This is a genomic window from Actinobacillus ureae ATCC 25976, from assembly GCF_000188255.1.
Taxonomy (GTDB): domain Bacteria; phylum Pseudomonadota; class Gammaproteobacteria; order Enterobacterales; family Pasteurellaceae; genus Actinobacillus; species Actinobacillus ureae.
In genome coordinates, this window is record NZ_GL831080.1 from 165847 (window position 1) to 181854 (window position 16008).

The following is a 16008-nucleotide window of genomic DNA, read 5'->3' on the forward strand; positions in this document are numbered from 1 at the left end:
ACTACAGCCCCTTATATTTTTGAGAAATTTATGAGTACTACACCAAATATTGGTTTTATCAGCCTTGGCTGTCCTAAAAACTTAGTCGATTCCGAATGTATTTTGGACGGAGTTGCGTACAGACGGTTATAACATTATTCCGAGTTATGAAAATGCGGACTTAGTAATTGTTAACACTTGTGGCTTTATCGACAGTGCGGTGCAAGAGTCTCTAGAAGCGATCGGCGAAGCATTGCAAGAAAATGGTAAAGTGATTGTTACCGGCTGTTTAGGCGCAAAAGAAAACCAAATTCGTGAAGTGCATCCTAAAGTATTAGAGATTACCGGATCGCATAGTTATGAAGCGGCGATGCAGCACGTGCATAAATATGTACCGCGCCCGGAACGTAATATTTATACCAGTCTTGTGCCGGCACAAGGGGTAAAACTGACACCTAAGCATTATGCTTATTTAAAAATCTCTGAAGGTTGTGACCACCGTTGTACCTTCTGTATTATTCCGTCTATGCGTGGCGATTTAGACAGCCGTCCGATTGTTCAGGTATTAGATGAGGCAAAACGTCTTGCGGATTCAGGTGTGAAAGAGTTACTCATCGTTTCTCAAGATACTTCCGCTTATGCATTAGATCAGTCGAAAGAAAATCAAAACAAGACGGTTTTCTGGAATGGCGCTCCGATTAAAAATAATCTGATTACGCTATGTGAACAGTTAGGAACTTTAGGCATTTGGGTTCGTCTACATTATGTATACCCGTATCCGCACGTAGATGATTTAATTCCATTAATGGCGCAAGGCAAAATTTTGCCGTATTTAGATATTCCGTTACAACACGCAAGCCCGAGTATTAAAGGCAATGAAACGTCCCGGATCAATTAAGCGCACATTAAATGCATTAAAAAATGGCGAGAGATTTGCCCAGAATTAACCTTACGCTCGACCTTTATTGTCGGTTTCTCGGGTGAAACGGAAGAAGATTTCCAAATGCTATTAGATTTCTTAGAAGAAGCGCAATTGGATCGTGTCGGTTGCTTCAAATTTAGCCCGGTGGAGGGTGCGGTAGCAACGGAAATAGCGGATCAAGTGCCGGAAGATGTGAAAGAAGATCGTTTCCACCGCTTTATGCAAGTTCAACAGCGTATTTCAGCCGCTCGCTTACAACAGAAAGTCGGTAAAACACTGGCGGTCATTGTGGATGAGATTGACGAAGAAGGTATTATCGGTCGCTCAATGGCGGATGCACCGGAAATTGACGGTGTAGTATATGTCGATAATATTTCAAATCAGGATGTGAAAGTCGGTCAAATTATTTCTGTAACGATTACGAATGCGGATGAATATGACCTTTGGGGAACATGTTAATTTTTTAGGACAACTCGTATGGAACACAACAAAAAACCTAATTTAGCAACATTTGAAGCTGCGGTTGCGGCGAAAAAATATGAAGAGTCTTGTACCGAATTATTATAGATTTTAGCGGAACTCGATAGTAATTTTGGTGGCATTCAGGACATTGATTTTGAATTTCCTACTCAATCAAAAGATCTTGAACAAGAAAAAACCGTTTACTTTTGTACTCGCTTAGCGAATGCGGTGAGTACGCTTTTTGCTGATCCAGGTTTAGAGATTTCAGTAGAAGGTGCACAACGTTTTCTATCGTTCCAACGTTGGTTATCGCTTATTTTTGCAAGTTCTCCGTATGTGAATGCGGATCATGTGCTACAAACGTATAACCGTAATCCGAACCGTGAAAATAGTTTAGATATTCACTTAGAAGCAACAAAAGCGGCATTAATTAAATTCTGTATTTTGTATTTACCGGAATCAAATGTGAATTTAAACCTGGATGCGGCATGGAATGCTGATCCGGAGCTTTGTGCGCCTCTTTGCATTGCAATCGCCTAGATTTATCGGTACACCGGCAGCATTCTCAAAACGTGGTGCGATTTTACAATGGTTCCCGGCTCGTTTAGCACAGTTACAAAACCTAAATAACATTCCAAGTGCCGTTTCGCATGATGTATATATGCACTGTAGCTATGACATTGCTGCAAATAAACATGATGTGAAGAAAGCGTTAAACCAAGTCATTCGCCGCCATATCGAAACTGAATACGGTTGGCAAGATCGTGATGTGACTAAAATCGGTTACCGTAATGGTAAGCCGGTAATTTGCTTGAGCATTTCCACCTCATCGGTTTAGGTAATGCATCGGTTGACCAAGCGGGGCGTGACGTATTTGATGAGTTCCATCTGGTCGATAGCAATAATATGAAAGACAAATTAGAGTTTATTCGCTCAATTTATGAAACAAATGGTGCATTAGTGTTCTATATGCCGAGTATCGGTATGGATTTAGCAACGATTTTTGCAAGTAATACCCGTTTAGCGCCAGTACAAGTTATCGCTTTAGGTCATCCGGCAACGACCCATTCCGACTTTATTGAGTATGTGATTGTGGAAGACGATTATGTAGGTTCGGAAGAATGCTTCAGCGAAACGTTATTACGTTTACCGAAAGATGCATTGCCGTATGTTCCATCTGCGTTAGCGCCTGAGAAAGTTGAATACTTATTACGTGAGAATCCGGAAGTCGTAGATATTGGTATTGCTTCAACCACGATGAAGTTAAATCCGTATTTCTTAGAGGCATTAAAAGCGATTCGTGATCGTGCTAAAGTGAAAGTACATTTCCATTTTGCTTTAGGTCAATCAATGGAGCAATATTACCGTTTACTTCTACAGAACCTTTATAAGGTTCCAAAATACCACAAATTAGTTTAAGTAAAGTCGATTTACCAGAGCCATTAGTACCAATCAGTCCCCAAAATTCGCCACGTTTCACTTCAAGATTTACATCTTGTAATGCTAAAAACTCTTGGAACATTAGTTCACCTTTTAGCATTTTAATGACATATTCTTTTAAGCCGTTATAACTTTCTGTAGCTTTATTAAAACGTACAGTAGCATTTGTTACTTTAATTACAGTTTCAGTATTAATTAGATATATAAAATAAATTCGTCTTGTTTTTTATTGAAATACCAAGCGCCTAAAATAAGCACTAAGATTGCAACACCGAATTCCATATAGATAGAATTTACATCAGGGAATTTTGCATATAAAACAATATCTCTAAATTGTTCAATATACCAATACATTGGATTAGCAGTTTTATATAGCGTTTGATATTCTTCCGGAATAATTGTTACAGGGTAGAATAATGGCGTTAGATATAACCATATTCAAACAAAACACCCCATAAGTATTGGATATCTCGGAAAAATACTGTTGCAGTCGCTAAGAATAATCCAAGCCCTAAGCTAAAAATTAAAACTTGTAGAATAATTACGGGAAAAATAATAAATTCCAAGAGAATGTTGCACCTGTTACAATCATGACAAGTAATAACGCACCAAGAGAAAATAATAAATTAACGAGAGAACTACCTACTTTAGATAAAGTAAAAATATATTTCGGCACATAAGTTTTCTTTAATAATGAAGCATTACCCGTAATTGAGCCAATCGACATATTGGTTGCTTCAGCCATAAAATTAAATATAGTCTGTCCAGCAATCATATAAAGGGGGAAATTAGGGATATCAAACCTAAATAAGTTAGAAAAGACAACAACTAACACCATCATTAACATTAACGGATTTAGAATACTCCATAAATATCCTAAATAGCTTAGTCTATATTTTAATTTTACATCACGAACTATAATTTGTTTAAGTAACTCATCAAAAGCGAAGAAATGCCCAAAATTTTCAACAATATCCTTTATCATTTAGCCCTCTGAAAAACAATATAGATAACCATACTGATATGGTTGGTTATTATGCAAAAAATATATAAAAATCTTTAGGAACATACCAGTATTTTAATAGCCTTACAAAAGATATTACATACATTCCTTTTCACTTGACCTATTGCCCAATGCTTAATCTTAGTACATAATGAAAGCTTACCTAGAGTTTGGTGTGAGAAGAAAAAAATGAACGATATTCAAATCCCTCTTATCTTTACCGATGCGGCGGCAAAGAAAGTTAAGAGTTTAATTGAGGGCGAAGATAACCCGAATCTTCGTTTACGAGTGTATATTACGGGGGGCGGTTGTAGTGGGTTCCAGTATGGCTTTACCTTTGACGACCAAATTAATGAAGGTGATTTAACTATCGAGAACCAAAATGTTGGTTTGGTAGTTGATCCAATGAGTCTGCAATATTTAATAGGTGGCACGGTTGATTATACCGAAGGCTTGGACGGTTCTCGCTTTGTGGTACAAAACCCGAATGCAAGTTCAACTTGTGGCTGCGGTTCGTCATTTAGCATTTAAAATTGACCGCTTGTCTTACGACTTTCCATAGCATTAGACTAACATTAAGGGCTGAATCCAATATTACCGGATTCAGCCCTTTTAATTGGCTTAAATAGCAGTTAGACATAAGCTATTTAGGTCAGATACCATCGCCATAAGTCCCTTCTATATCTTCAAAATATTGGTTCATATCAAAAGCCGGTTTTTGTACGGAAGATTGTCCTATAATGCGAGCTGGTACACCTGCAGCGGTTGCGTGATCCGGTACTGGTTGTAATACGACTGAATTTGCGCCAATTTTCGAATAACGTCCAATCTCAATATTACCTAAGATTTTTGCACCGGCGCCAATCATCACGCCTTCACGGATTTTCGGGTGACGATCACCGTGTTCTTTACCCGTACCACCAAGCGTTACGCCTTGTAAAATAGACACATCATTTTCAATTACCGCCGTTTCACCAACTACAATACCAGTTGCGTGGTCGAACATAATGCCGCAGCCTAATCTCGCTGCCGGATGAATATCAACATCAAATGCTACAGAGATTTCATTTTGTAGGTAAATTGCCAATGCCTTACGACCTTGTTGCCAAAGGTAATATGTCACACGATAACTTTGAATCGCATGATAGCCTTTTAAATACAACAGTGGTGTTGTCCATTTATCTACAGCAGGATCTCGAGTACGAACCGCATCAATATCACAGGCAGCACTAGCAATAATTTGAGGATTAGCCTGATAGGCTTCTTCAATAATTTCTTTTAACGCAATCGCCGGCATAATTGGGTTAGCCAGTTTATTGGCTAAGATATAACTCAGTGAGCCACCTAAATTACTATGCTTTAAAATGGTTGCATGGAAAAAGCTGGCAAGCATCGGCTCATTCTCGACCAATTCTTGTGCCTCTTCTCGAATATTCTGCCAAATTTGGTTAAGTTCGCTTTCGTTCATATAAAACCTCTTTATTCGCCTTTGCGTTCACGACCTAATAAGGCTGCGACAACATCATGTGCATTTTTACCACAGAATAACATTTGATAAATCTGTTCAACAATTGGCATTTCAACCCCTTGGGTTTGCGCCAACAAATAAGCCTCTTTGGTATTGTAAAAGCCTTCTACCACTTGCCCGATTTCCGCCATGGCTTCCTCTGTGGATTTTCCTTGCCCGAGCATTAAACCAAACCGGCGGTTACGTGATTGATTATCCGTACAAGTTAACACTAAATCGCCCAGTCCTGCCATTCCCATAAAGGTATTAGCATTTGCACCCAGTGACGAACCTAAACGGCTAATTTCCGCCAAACCACGGGTAATAAGCGCCGTTCGTGCATTTGCACCGAAGCCCATTCCATCAGAAATACCAGCCCCAATGGCAATTACATTCTTAATCGCACCGCCTAATTGTACGCCAATCATATCGCTATTCAAATAAACACGGAAAGCCTTAGAACAATGGATACGCTGCTGCATTTCATCAGCAAATTGGTGGTCATTTGAAGCTAAAGCAATTGCTGTCGGTAAACCTTGTGCTAACTCTTTTGCAAAAGTCGGGCCGGAAAGCACCGCTAGCGGATACTGAGTGCCAAGAATTTCTTCGGCAACCGTTTGTAATAATCTTCCGGTATTACGTTCTAGTCCCTTCGTTGCCCACATAATACGATGATGAGCATTCAATAATGGACGAATTTGCATCAATACATCAGCAAACACGTGGCTTGGCACAACAATCAAAATATCCTTTGCTTTGGCAAGCGCTTGAGCCAAATCGCTTTCCACTTCTAAAGCGTCCGGAAAAGCTATATCTGGTAAAAAAGCATTATTCATTCGTTCCGCAGCCAAAATTGCCATTTTTTCTGGCTGGTGTCCCCATAAATAAGTTTTATGACCATTACGAGTCAGCGCAATAGCTAGTGCTGTACCATAAGAACCTGCACCTAAAACCGTGACAGGCGCGGAATATATTTCACTCATTAATATTATCCTCATGCAATGAAGTATTTAGAGATTGGAATCAAAATGGACTAACTAAAATAGAAAGGCTCAATATATCATTTGATGTGAATCCGTCAATTCAGGCAACTTAAACCTATACAAAGTTTTACGTTGTGATAAGCAGAATTGGAGAGGTAAAGAAAAAGGTATGCAAAATTGCATACCTTTAAAAAAGACTAGTTTACTACTGGCGCTTCTGCGTTTTGCTCTGCTTCTTGGCGTTGTAAGTAATCCATAAACAGCGCATCGAAGTTTACCGGTGATAAATTCAATGCTGGGAATGTACCACGATTTACTAAGCTAGCGATTAATTCACGTGCATAAGGATAAAGCACATTAGGACATTGTGATGCTAAACAATGTGCTAATTGAAGACCTTCTAAGCCCTTAATTGTAAATACACCCGCTTGTTTTACTTCACAGATAAATGCAGTATCACTACTATCTTCTAATGTGGTTGAAACATTAATGTGTAATACCACTTCATAAAGGTCTTCATCTAACTGTTTTGTTTCAGTATCAAGCTCGAAGCCTAATTGCGGTTTCCACTCTTGATGAAAAATAGTTGGTAAGTTCGGTGCTTCAAACGAAACGTCTTTGATATAAATACGTTGAATTTGAAGTTCAAATGGGAGCTGTTCTTCTTGAGCAGCAACTTGATTTTCTTCAGCCATAATATTTCCTTAATTAACTAAATTATTTATGTTTTTTAACGGTTGGAAGGTTTGCCGAACGCCAGCCTAAAATACCTTCTTTTAGCACATATACTTTGCTAAAGCCTTGTTTTGCAAGTAAATCTGCGCTTGACCCAGCAGAAAAACCATTAGTATCAACCAAGATTACCGGACGATCTTTATATTTTTCAATCGGGTGAACATTATTCGCTTTGATTTCGCTTGGCAGAATATGGTGGCTATCTACGATATGACCTGAGCGGAACTCATCTTCTGAACGTAAATCGAGGAATACCCCCTCTTCTTTGTTCACAAGTTGTGTCGCTTGTGCATTTTCGATTGTTTTAAATTTACTGGTAGCGCCTTTATAGAGGCTAAATAACACTGCAACAAACACCGCAATCCATGCAAACACAAGAATTGGATGAGCGCTAACAAATTGTTGAAGCTGTTGAGTAAAGGTTAAATCCATGACTAAATTCTCTTTTGGTTAAAATAAAAGCGGTTATTTTTAGAGAAATTTTTGCAAATTTTTTTCTAAAATCAACCGCTTATAAAATGCTAATTAAAAGCCCTCCAAAACGGAGAGCTTTGTATTTGAGAATTAGCCCTGAGCTTGTTGAGCCATTACTTCATCAAAAGAGGTTGCTTTTTCAGTTACTTTCGCTTTTGCAAGTACTGCTTCCACCGCTTGTTCTTCTAATACCACATTACGGATATTTTCGGTTAGCTGACGGTTTTTCGCGTAGTGAGCAACAACTTCTGCCGGTTGCTCGTAAGCTGAAGCAATTTCTGCAATCGTTTCTTCAACACGTTTTTCATCAACTTTTAATTCGTTAGTACCGATAACAGTTGAAAGTAATAAACCTACTTGAACACGACGTTTTGCATCTGCCTCAAACAATTCAGCCGGTAATTGTGCAGCCATTTCAGGTTTACCACCGAAACGTTGAACCGCTTGACGACGTAGTACATCAACTTCTTCCGCTACTGCTGCAGCTGGTACTTCAATTTCGTTTTGTGCGATTAAACCGTTGATTACTTGGTTTTTAACACGTGCAGTTACTGCATTTTTAAGTTCACGTTGCATATTTTTCTTAATTTCTGCACGTAAATCTTCTACAGTTTTTGCTGAACCAAATTTTTTCACGAATTCTTCTGTTAATTCAGGTAATACGATGCTTTCTACTTTCTTAAGTGTGATTGCGAATTTCGCCGCTTTACCTTTTAAGTTTTCAGCGTGATATTCTTCAGGGAAAGTTACATCAATATCGAATTGTTCGCCAGCTTTGTGACCAACGATGCCTTCTTCAAAACCAGGGATCATACGGCCTTGACCCATTGCTAAAGTGAAGTCTGTCGCTTTACCGCCTTCGAATTCTTCACCGTCAACAGAACCTACGAAATCGATCACAACACGGTCTTCCGCTTGTGCAGCTTCTTGAGATTTAGCCCAAGTTGCTTGTTGTTTACGTAAAACATCGATCATTTTGTCTAAATCAGCTTCAGTGATTTCTACAACCGGTTTTTCAACTTCGATGTTTTCTAAACCTTTTAATTCAACTTCTGGGAATACTTCAAAAGTTGCAGTGAAGCTGAACTCTTGGCCTGGTTGGTAGTTGTTAGGAGTGAATGTAGGACGACCTGCAAGGTTGATTTTCTCAGCGATTACTGCATCAAAGAACGCACGTTGCATTTCATCAGATAATACATCTTGGCGAGCCGCTAAACCGAAACGTTGTTCAATAATTGCGTGTGGTACTTTACCTTTACGGAAACCGTCTACACGAGCATTTTTCGCATAGCCTTTTAATTGTTCTTTATAAGCCGCTTCGATTTTGTCTGCAGCTACAGTAATAGTTACGCGGCGTTGTAAGCCTTCTAAAGTTTCAATAGAAATTGACATTCTTAAACCTCAAGTTGTGGGTATATAAAAGATACAGAAATAGACATCCATTGTAACGTTATGTCAATGGGCTGTCGAGGAATATTGCGCAGAACATCGCCAAATGATGGCGCAGAAATGAAAAAATCAGCAAAATTTACCGAACAAGCGGTGCGATTTTACTGATTTTTTGCAATAGCGTTAGGTTACGCCTTCTTTCCTGAAAGATTATAAGCTTTTTGGAATACGAATTTTTTGCCCCGGGAAGATTTTGTTCTCGTCTTTGATCACTTCTTTATTCGCTTCAACGATCGCTTTATATTTTGCACCGTTGCCGTAAGCTTTGGTTGCAATTTCCCATAAAGTATCGCCTTTTTGAATCACATAGAATTCGTCATCACCTGCAAGCGCTTCGCCGTTAGCAATTTGAACACCGTCGATTTTCACTTCTGAAATACCTTCAATGTTACCCGCCATTAATACCGCTTTTTCTACCGCAGCTGCCGTTGCCGCCACACCGCTTAAATTTGCTACACCGTTTTCAACGGTTACTTGTACATTCTCAACGCCCGGATTGTCTTCGTTCAAATGTTCTGTTACGGCTTGTGACGCCTCTTCTTCTTTATTAAAAAGTTTTTTGCCGATATTCGCCGCAAAATCAAATAAACCCATGGTAAAGTCCTCTAAAGTTAGGTTTAAGGGAGGCTATATTTTACACCATTATAAGGTGATTGAAATAGCCAACTCACAAAGTTAGAGCCGCAAAACTAAGATTGGTTCAATAGGCAAAGCATTACAAATTTCACTTAACACAAACTTCATTTCAGATAGATTTCACTAAATTCAAACAACAAGCGGTTAAATTTGCAAAAAATATTGCAAAAATGACCGCTTACATTTCAAATTTTCCACATTTTCGGCTAAAATTAATCCCTTTTGTTATTTTTGATTATTTTATTAGGGCAGTTAGGTGAAACAAGTTAAATTTTATTTACTGAGCCAAGCGTTTTCTGAAGATCTCAGCGCCGCCGAAGCAATGGCTTGTGAATTAAGTGCTCAGGCTTGGAGACTCGGCAAACGAGTGCTGATCTCCTGCGAAACCGAACAACAAGCCCTAAAAATTGATGAAGCGTTATGGGCGAGGGATCCTGATTCTTTTGTACCGCATAATCTTTCTGGCGAAGTTACCCAATATGCCACACCGATAGAAATATCGTGGCCTGGCAAACGCAATGCACAGCGTCGTGATTTGCTTATTTCGCTCCAGAAAAATCTACCGGACTTTATTAATAGCTTTAATCAAATTATTGATTTTGTACCGGCAGATGAAGCGGAGAAAGCCCAAGCACGCGAACGTTACAAACAATATCGCCAACTTGGCTGGCAACTTGAAACAGTACAAGCATAATATGTGGCAAACCAAATCGTTCGAACAACTTTCCACAACGGAATTATTTGAAATCTACAAATTACGCACTGCCGTTTTTGTGGTTGAACAAGATTGCCCCTATCAAGAAGTGGATGATAAAGATCTTATCGCTTATCACCATTTCGCAAAAAAACAACAGAATTTGACCGCTTATTGCCGTATCTTCCTGCAAGAAGACGGCGTACATATCGGTCGAGTGCTGGTTGCAATTGAGGCTCGAGGCTCCGGCTTAGCTCGTGAATTAATGCAAACGGCAATTGCTTACGCTAAACAAACTTGGCCGCAGCACACTATATATATCCAAGCACAATCTCATTTAGCCCAGTTTTATCAATCACTCGGTTTTAGTGCGATTTCCGATGTTTATTTGGAAGATAACATCCCACATTTGGATATGGCGTTAACACGTTAACAATTGTATGTATGGAAAGAATTGATGATGGACAATCTCTATTACCTTATTCTCATCATTTTATTATTGAGTGCGGCATATTATGTATATCGCCAAATTGATAGAGAAATGATGTATTTTCGCTTTAGCTGTGAAAATATTTTTGACATAGACTATTACGAATATGTCAATAACTATAAATTCTTCAACTTTTTAATGAACCACTTAGCGAACACCTAAGGCTATATGTACAAGACAATTTCCATGCGCTACGTATTCCTTATAAAGATCTGCAACTCAGCGCACAAGTTGAATTCGAAACGGTAACCATCACCTGTTATTTAGAAGCAAACCGAAATAAACACGATTATATCCAAGAACAAATTATTCGTACGGTTAACTTAGAAGATGAAATTCGAAAATTCCACGCATTCTACGAGAAAGCTCGAGATCCGGAATTCCAACACGTGTTTAAATTAAAAGAATGCTATCAAACACCAGCAAATCAAGAACAGGCTAAAAGTTAAGGCAATGCCGATATCTAGCACGGCTGAGCAAGCGGTTTAATTTCCGTAAAATCTTACAAATTTTGGAGAAAGAAAATGACCAAAATTGAACAAATTAGAGAACAACAACGCCAACTGCAAATTCAATTTAAGGCGTGGATGGACGATAAGAAAAAGCGTGAAGTGCTAACGTTTCAGCGACCGAATGGGAATATCGTGCGACATTATCCTGATGGTTCGGAAAAAATTGTGGGTTATGCAAAATAAAGCGATTTTTTATTGTGGAACAAATGGTTCGGGAAAAAGTACTTTACGTTCTTTTAACCAAGATGCTGTGCAAATTGTGATTGATTCTGATCATATTGCAATGCAGATTAATCCTCAAAATCCAAGACTTGCTGATATTGATGCAGGCAGAAAAGTGATGGGGCTATTTCGTTTTGCTATTAAGCAACATATTGATTTTTCCATGAAATCGACACTTTCAGGTAATTAAATTATTCAAAGAATGAAAACGGCGAAATAAAGTGGCTTTTATGTGCATTTAAATTATATTGGCGTTAATAGCGTTGAAATAAATCTTGCACGTGTTAAGGCAAGTTAAATCTGGCGGGCATTTTATTGCTGAAGATGTTGTAAAAAATCGTTACCAAATTAGTTTAGATAATTTATTTCTTGTTTTGCCATATTGTGATGAAATTTTTATTTATGCTAATTCTAGCATTGCGCCTGAATTGATTTTTCAACTAAAAGATAACTGTATTACTCAATTTAGTGAATTTTTACCAAGTTGGTGTGAAAAAATATTGAATAATTTGAGAAATCTAGGATTTGAAAAAATTTTCTAAAATATAACCGCTCTTTAAGGATCAAAATGCAACCAAATGACATCACTTTTTACCAACGCTTTGAAGCGGATATTCTCTCAGGGCGTAAAACCATCACCATTCGGGATAAATCCGAAAGCTATTTTAAAGCGGGTGATATTTTGCGTGTTGGTCGATTTGAAGATAATCAATATTTCTGCACCATTGAAGTGTTAAGTGTTTCATCGATTACCCTTGATGAACTGACGGAGCAACATGCGAAGCAGGAGAATATGGGTTTGGCTGAATTGCGAGAAGTGATTAAAACAATTTATCCCAATGAAAGTGAGTTTTGGGTGATTGAAATTAGGTTAGTAAACTAAAATAAGTAACGATGAGATTATAATGTATAAATTTGCTATTTTTTTAAGAAAGGATGCACAACCGAATTTTTTTAGAAACATTATTTTATCTACATTGAACAATAGTTATTTTGATAAATATGTCTTATGTAGTGCATTTTTTCAGGAAAATAAATTTAGTACTAGTTCAGAGATAATAAGTGCACTTAATTCTACTCGAACAGTTAACATAGATATATATGGTTTATATAGAGGAACATGGAATAAACAATTTAACCAGTTCTGTAGTAATCTGAAAAACTATTATCAGAACTCAAGTTGTTCAACTAATTTTTATAAATTTAAGCCAAATTCCCATGCAAAAATTTTTATAGCAAGAAAACAAAATCTTCCTTTAATTTCAATAATTGGTAGTAGTAATTTAAGTGCTGGAGCATTTGCAGATAGAACTAGCAAGGAAAGATGGAATCAAGAGTGCGATGTTGTAATTTGGGACGATAGTGATTCTTCAAGTAAGAAAATCATAGAAAATATGCTAGAAAATATTCCAAGTGAATTAAAAAGTTTTATTTATATATCTAATTATGATCAAACTTATATTGCATCTGATATATCTTGTTTAGATAAAATTAATGAATTAGAAAATTTAATGAAAAATAATGCTGATATATATCCTGTATAGTTATTACAAATATATAACAGTATAAGTTTTACAAAAAGAGAACAACAATGACACAAAAATTTGAAATGGCAGACCGTTTTAATCCGTCTGCGGTAGAACAAGCCCTTTATCAACATTGGGAAGAGAGCGGTTATTTTAAACCGTCTGGAAATGAAAATGCGCCGAGCTATTGCATTGCAATTCCGCCACCGAACGTAACAGGCTCCCTACACATGGGGCATGCGTTCCAGCAAACTTTGATGGATACCTTAATCCGTTTTAACCGTATGGAAGGGCATAACACCTTATGGCAAGCGGGGACAGATCACGCAGGTATTGCGACCCAAATGGTAGTAGAACGTAAAATCGCCGCAGAAGAAGGCAAAACTCGCCACGATTATGGTCGTGAAGCATTCATCAACAAAATTTGGGATTGGAAAGCGTATTCTGGTGGCACAATCAGCCAACAAATGCGTCGTTTAGGTAACTCCATCGACTGGGAACGTGAGCGTTTCACTATGGACGATGGTTTATCTAACGCGGTAAAAGAAGTGTTTGTTCGTTTGCACGAAGAAGGTTTGATTTACCGTGGCAAACGCTTAGTAAACTGGGACCCAAAACTTCACACCGCGATTTCTGATTTAGAAGTGGAAAATAAAGAGAGCAAAGGTTCTCTTTGGCATTTCCGTTATCCGTTAGCAAATGGTGCAAAAACGGCAGATGGTAAAGATTATTTAGTGGTGGCAACTACACGTCCAGAAACTATGTTGGGCGATACAGCGGTGGCGGTGCATCCTGAAGATGAACGCTACAAAGATTTGCAAGGTAAGACGGTAATTCTACCGCTTGCAAACCGTGAAATTCCGATTATTGCGGATGAATATGTGGATCGTGAATTCGGTACTGGTGTGGTGAAAATTACGCCTGCGCACGACTTTAACGACTATGAAGTGGGTAAACGTCACAGCTTGCCGATGGTCAATGTATTAACCTTAAACGCAGATATTCGTGATGAAGCGGAAATTATCGGTACTGACGGCAAACCACTTGAGGGTTATGAAGCGATTATTCCTGCGGATTTCCATGGTTTAGAGCGTTTCGCTGCACGTAAAAAAATCGTGGCAGATTTTGAAGCGTTAGGGCTTTTAGATGAAATTAAACCACACGATTTGAAAGTGCCTTATGGCGACCGTGGTGGTGTGCCAATCGAGCCAATGCTTACAGACCAATGGTATGTGAGCGTAAAACCGCTTGCTGATGTAGCGATTAAAGCAGTGGAAGATGGCGAAATCCAATTTGTGCCGAAACAATATGAAAATCTTTACTTCTCTTGGATGCGTGATATTCAAGATTGGTGTATCTCTCGCCAACTTTGGTGGGGACACCGTATTCCAGCGTGGTATGACGCGGAAGGTAATGTTTATGTCGCGCGTAACGAAGAAGAAGTGCGGTCAAAATACAATTTAGATTCTGCGGTTGAACTCAAGCAAGATGAAGATGTGTTAGACACATGGTTCTCATCAGGCTTATGGACGTTCTCTACCTTAGGCTGGCCAGAGCAAACCAAAGAGCTCAAAATGTTCCACCCAACGGATGTGTTGATTACCGGCTTCGATATCATCTTCTTCTGGGTTGCGCGTATGATTATGTTTACGATGCATTTTGTGAAAGATGAAAATGGCAAACCACAAGTGCCATTCAAAACGGTGTACGTAACAGGCTTGATCCGTGATGAGCAAGGTCAAAAAATGTCGAAATCAAAAGGTAACGTACTTGATCCAATCGATATGATTGACGGTATCAGCCTTGAAGATTTACTTAAAAAACGCACTGGCAATATGATGCAGCCGCAATTAGCAGAGAAAATTGCCAAAGCAACCCGCAAAGAGTTTGCAGAAGGCATTGCGGCTCACGGTACAGACGCATTACGTTTCACATTAGCTGCGTTGGCTTCAAACGGTCGTGATATCAACTGGGATATGAAACGTTTAGAAGGCTACCGCAACTTCTGTAATAAATTATGGAATGCAAGCCGTTTCGTATTAACGAATGACAAATTAGATTTAAGCGAAGGCGAGATCGAGTTTTCATTAGCCGATCGTTGGATTCAATCGGAATTCAATCGCACAGTGGAAACTTTCCGTAACTCATTAAGCCAATATCGTTTCGACCTTTGTGCCAATGCGATTTATGAATTTACCTGGAACCAATTCTGTGACTGGTATTTAGAATTGACTAAACCAGTATTTGCAAACGGTAATGCAGCACAAATCCGTGCAGCAAGCCAAACCTTGGTTCACGTGTTAGAAAAATTATTACGTTTAGCACACCCAATTATGCCGTTCATCACTGAAGAAATTTGGCAGAAAGTGAAAGGCTTTGCCGGTATTGAAGCAGATACCATTATGTTACAACCGTTCCCGAAAGTGGTGGAAAGCGAGTTAGACGAATCTGCAGAAATGCAAATCGGCTGGATTAAAGAGTTAATCATCGCTGTGCGTAACATTCGTGCGGAAAGCAATATCGCACCAAGCAAAGGCTTAGAATTCCTTGTTCGCAACGTATCTGACGAGCAACGCAAAATTCTTGCAGAAAACGACCGCTTGTTAAAAGCGATGGCGAAACTGGATAGCGTAAAAGTGCTAAGTGCGGACGAAACAGCACCACTTTCAGTAGCGAAACTAGTGGGCAACGTGGAAGTGCTAATCCCAATGGCTGGCTTTATCAACAAAGAAGCAGAGTTGGCTCGATTAACCAAAGAAATCAAGAAAATGCGTGGCGAAATCACTCGTATTGAAAACAAACTCAGCAACGAAGCCTTTGTGGCAAAAGCACCTGAAGCAGTCATTGCTAAAGAGCGTGAAAAAAAGCAAGAGTACCAAAATGGTTTAGAGAAATTGCAAGGTCAATATAAAGCGATTGAAAATCTTTAATCGAAGTAAGTAGTAAAAAAGCGGTCAAATTTAATCTGCCCCCC

At 38.7% G+C, this 16008-nt stretch carries 15 protein-coding genes and 4 pseudogenes; 11 read left to right on the top strand and 8 right to left on the bottom strand.

Translation table 11 applies throughout. The annotated features are described in order from the left end of the window. Positions 1 to 30: 30 nt before the first annotated feature. Positions 31 to 1360, top strand: a pseudogene (gene rimO / locus HMPREF0027_RS00825) (30S ribosomal protein S12 methylthiotransferase RimO). 18 nt (positions 1361 to 1378) lie between these two features. Then, positions 1379 to 2713, top strand: a pseudogene (locus tag HMPREF0027_RS00830) (UDP-glucose:protein N-beta-glucosyltransferase); the annotation flags it as partial. On the opposite strand, the pseudogene HMPREF0027_RS11420 reads toward HMPREF0027_RS00830, so the two are convergent. Together HMPREF0027_RS11420 and HMPREF0027_RS00835 are read right to left on the bottom strand one after the other, a co-directional pair. Continuing rightward, positions 2703 to 2999, bottom strand: a pseudogene (locus HMPREF0027_RS11420) (ATP-binding cassette domain-containing protein); the annotation flags it as partial. The pseudogenes HMPREF0027_RS00830 and HMPREF0027_RS11420 overlap by 11 nt on opposite strands. Then, positions 2999 to 3788: pseudogene (locus HMPREF0027_RS00835) on the bottom strand (ABC transporter permease). The pseudogenes HMPREF0027_RS00835 and HMPREF0027_RS11420, both read right to left, overlap by 1 nt. Positions 3789 to 3995: 207 nt before the next feature. Between HMPREF0027_RS00835 and erpA the strand changes: the two are divergent. Continuing rightward, positions 3996 to 4337, top strand: coding sequence for an iron-sulfur cluster insertion protein ErpA (gene erpA / locus HMPREF0027_RS00840; protein WP_005621291.1), 342 nt, complete (start codon positions 3996 to 3998; stop codon positions 4335 to 4337). 121 nt (positions 4338 to 4458) lie between these two features. On the opposite strand, the gene cysE is transcribed toward erpA, so the two are convergent. The 6 genes from cysE to lysM all read right to left on the bottom strand — a co-directional run bounded on the left by cysE (position 4459) and on the right by lysM (position 9548). Further along, positions 4459 to 5274: a serine O-acetyltransferase gene (gene cysE, locus HMPREF0027_RS00845; protein ID WP_005621292.1), complete on the bottom strand. Its 816-nt coding sequence runs from the start codon at positions 5272 to 5274 to the stop codon at positions 4459 to 4461. A gap of 11 nt (positions 5275 to 5285) precedes the next feature. Next, entirely contained in the window at positions 5286 to 6296 is a 1011-nt protein-coding gene (gpsA, locus tag HMPREF0027_RS00850) for an NAD(P)H-dependent glycerol-3-phosphate dehydrogenase (RefSeq protein ID WP_044024198.1), read from the bottom strand. A 197-nt stretch (positions 6297 to 6493) separates the two neighbouring features. Further along, positions 6494 to 6991, bottom strand: coding sequence for a protein-export chaperone SecB (gene secB, locus HMPREF0027_RS00855; protein WP_005621295.1), 498 nt, complete (start codon positions 6989 to 6991; stop codon positions 6494 to 6496). A gap of 22 nt (positions 6992 to 7013) precedes the next feature. Continuing rightward, the gene (locus HMPREF0027_RS00860; RefSeq protein ID WP_005621297.1) at positions 7014 to 7463 is read right to left on the bottom strand and encodes a rhodanese-like domain-containing protein; all 450 of its coding nucleotides are present in this window, start codon (positions 7461 to 7463) and stop codon (positions 7014 to 7016) included. Positions 7464 to 7595: 132 nt separating this feature from the next. Continuing rightward, complete coding sequence (gene tig, locus HMPREF0027_RS00865) at positions 7596 to 8897, bottom strand: trigger factor (protein ID WP_005621299.1); 1302 nt, start codon at positions 8895 to 8897, stop codon at positions 7596 to 7598. Between the two features lie 207 nt (positions 8898 to 9104). Beyond that, the gene (lysM, locus tag HMPREF0027_RS00870) at positions 9105 to 9548 is read right to left on the bottom strand and encodes a peptidoglycan-binding protein LysM (protein WP_005621301.1); all 444 of its coding nucleotides are present in this window, start codon (positions 9546 to 9548) and stop codon (positions 9105 to 9107) included. 298 nt (positions 9549 to 9846) lie between these two features. Between lysM and HMPREF0027_RS00875 the strand changes: the two genes are divergently transcribed. From HMPREF0027_RS00875 to HMPREF0027_RS00905, 8 genes are all read left to right on the top strand, one after another. Further along, positions 9847 to 10284 carry a DNA polymerase III subunit chi gene (locus HMPREF0027_RS00875; protein ID WP_005621303.1) on the top strand — a complete coding sequence of 146 codons (438 nt, stop codon included), beginning with the start codon at positions 9847 to 9849 and terminating at the stop codon, positions 10282 to 10284. Between the two features lies 1 nt (position 10285). Further along, complete coding sequence (locus tag HMPREF0027_RS00880) at positions 10286 to 10717, top strand: GNAT family N-acetyltransferase (protein WP_005621305.1); 432 nt, start codon at positions 10286 to 10288, stop codon at positions 10715 to 10717. Positions 10718 to 11298: 581 nt separating this feature from the next. Next, positions 11299 to 11469: a hypothetical protein gene (locus HMPREF0027_RS12060; protein ID WP_005621309.1), complete on the top strand. Its 171-nt coding sequence runs from the start codon at positions 11299 to 11301 to the stop codon at positions 11467 to 11469. Further along, positions 11459 to 11698, top strand: coding sequence for a hypothetical protein (locus HMPREF0027_RS13060; protein WP_005621311.1), 240 nt, complete (start codon positions 11459 to 11461; stop codon positions 11696 to 11698). Before HMPREF0027_RS12060 ends, HMPREF0027_RS13060 begins: the two co-directional genes overlap by 11 nt. A gap of 91 nt (positions 11699 to 11789) precedes the next feature. Continuing rightward, positions 11790 to 12050, top strand: coding sequence for a hypothetical protein (locus tag HMPREF0027_RS13065; protein ID WP_005621313.1), 261 nt, complete (start codon positions 11790 to 11792; stop codon positions 12048 to 12050). 26 nt (positions 12051 to 12076) lie between these two features. Further along, complete coding sequence (yqfB, locus tag HMPREF0027_RS00895; protein ID WP_005621314.1) at positions 12077 to 12391, top strand: N(4)-acetylcytidine aminohydrolase; 315 nt, start codon at positions 12077 to 12079, stop codon at positions 12389 to 12391. Between the two features lie 22 nt (positions 12392 to 12413). Next, positions 12414 to 13052, top strand: a complete 639-nt coding sequence (locus HMPREF0027_RS00900) for a phospholipase D-like domain-containing protein (protein WP_005621317.1) — start codon at positions 12414 to 12416, stop codon at positions 13050 to 13052. Positions 13053 to 13099: 47 nt separating this feature from the next. After that, positions 13100 to 15964 carry a valine--tRNA ligase gene (locus HMPREF0027_RS00905; protein ID WP_005621320.1) on the top strand — a complete coding sequence of 955 codons (2865 nt, stop codon included), beginning with the start codon at positions 13100 to 13102 and terminating at the stop codon, positions 15962 to 15964. Positions 15965 to 16008: the final 44 nt, after the last annotated feature.

What these genes read in the sequence shown, in the direction of transcription:
- erpA (WP_005621291.1), top strand. Translation starts at nt 3,996, where the DNA reads ATGAACGATATTCAAATCCCTCTTATCTTTACCGATGCGGCGGCAAAG.
- cysE (WP_005621292.1), bottom strand. Translation starts at nt 5,274, where the DNA reads ATGAACGAAAGCGAACTTAACCAAATTTGGCAGAATATTCGAGAAGAG.
- gpsA (WP_044024198.1), bottom strand. Translation starts at nt 6,296, where the DNA reads ATGAGTGAAATATATTCCGCGCCTGTCACGGTTTTAGGTGCAGGTTCT.
- secB (WP_005621295.1), bottom strand. Translation starts at nt 6,991, where the DNA reads ATGGCTGAAGAAAATCAAGTTGCTGCTCAAGAAGAACAGCTCCCATTT.
- HMPREF0027_RS00860 (WP_005621297.1), bottom strand. Translation starts at nt 7,463, where the DNA reads ATGGATTTAACCTTTACTCAACAGCTTCAACAATTTGTTAGCGCTCAT.
- tig (WP_005621299.1), bottom strand. Translation starts at nt 8,897, where the DNA reads ATGTCAATTTCTATTGAAACTTTAGAAGGCTTACAACGCCGCGTAACT.
- lysM (WP_005621301.1), bottom strand. Translation starts at nt 9,548, where the DNA reads ATGGGTTTATTTGATTTTGCGGCGAATATCGGCAAAAAACTTTTTAAT.
- HMPREF0027_RS00880 (WP_005621305.1), top strand. Translation starts at nt 10,286, where the DNA reads ATGTGGCAAACCAAATCGTTCGAACAACTTTCCACAACGGAATTATTT.
- HMPREF0027_RS12060 (WP_005621309.1), top strand. Translation starts at nt 11,299, where the DNA reads ATGACCAAAATTGAACAAATTAGAGAACAACAACGCCAACTGCAAATT.
- HMPREF0027_RS13060 (WP_005621311.1), top strand. Translation starts at nt 11,459, where the DNA reads ATGCAAAATAAAGCGATTTTTTATTGTGGAACAAATGGTTCGGGAAAA.
- yqfB (WP_005621314.1), top strand. Translation starts at nt 12,077, where the DNA reads ATGCAACCAAATGACATCACTTTTTACCAACGCTTTGAAGCGGATATT.
- HMPREF0027_RS00900 (WP_005621317.1), top strand. Translation starts at nt 12,414, where the DNA reads ATGTATAAATTTGCTATTTTTTTAAGAAAGGATGCACAACCGAATTTT.
- HMPREF0027_RS00905 (WP_005621320.1), top strand. Translation starts at nt 13,100, where the DNA reads ATGACACAAAAATTTGAAATGGCAGACCGTTTTAATCCGTCTGCGGTA.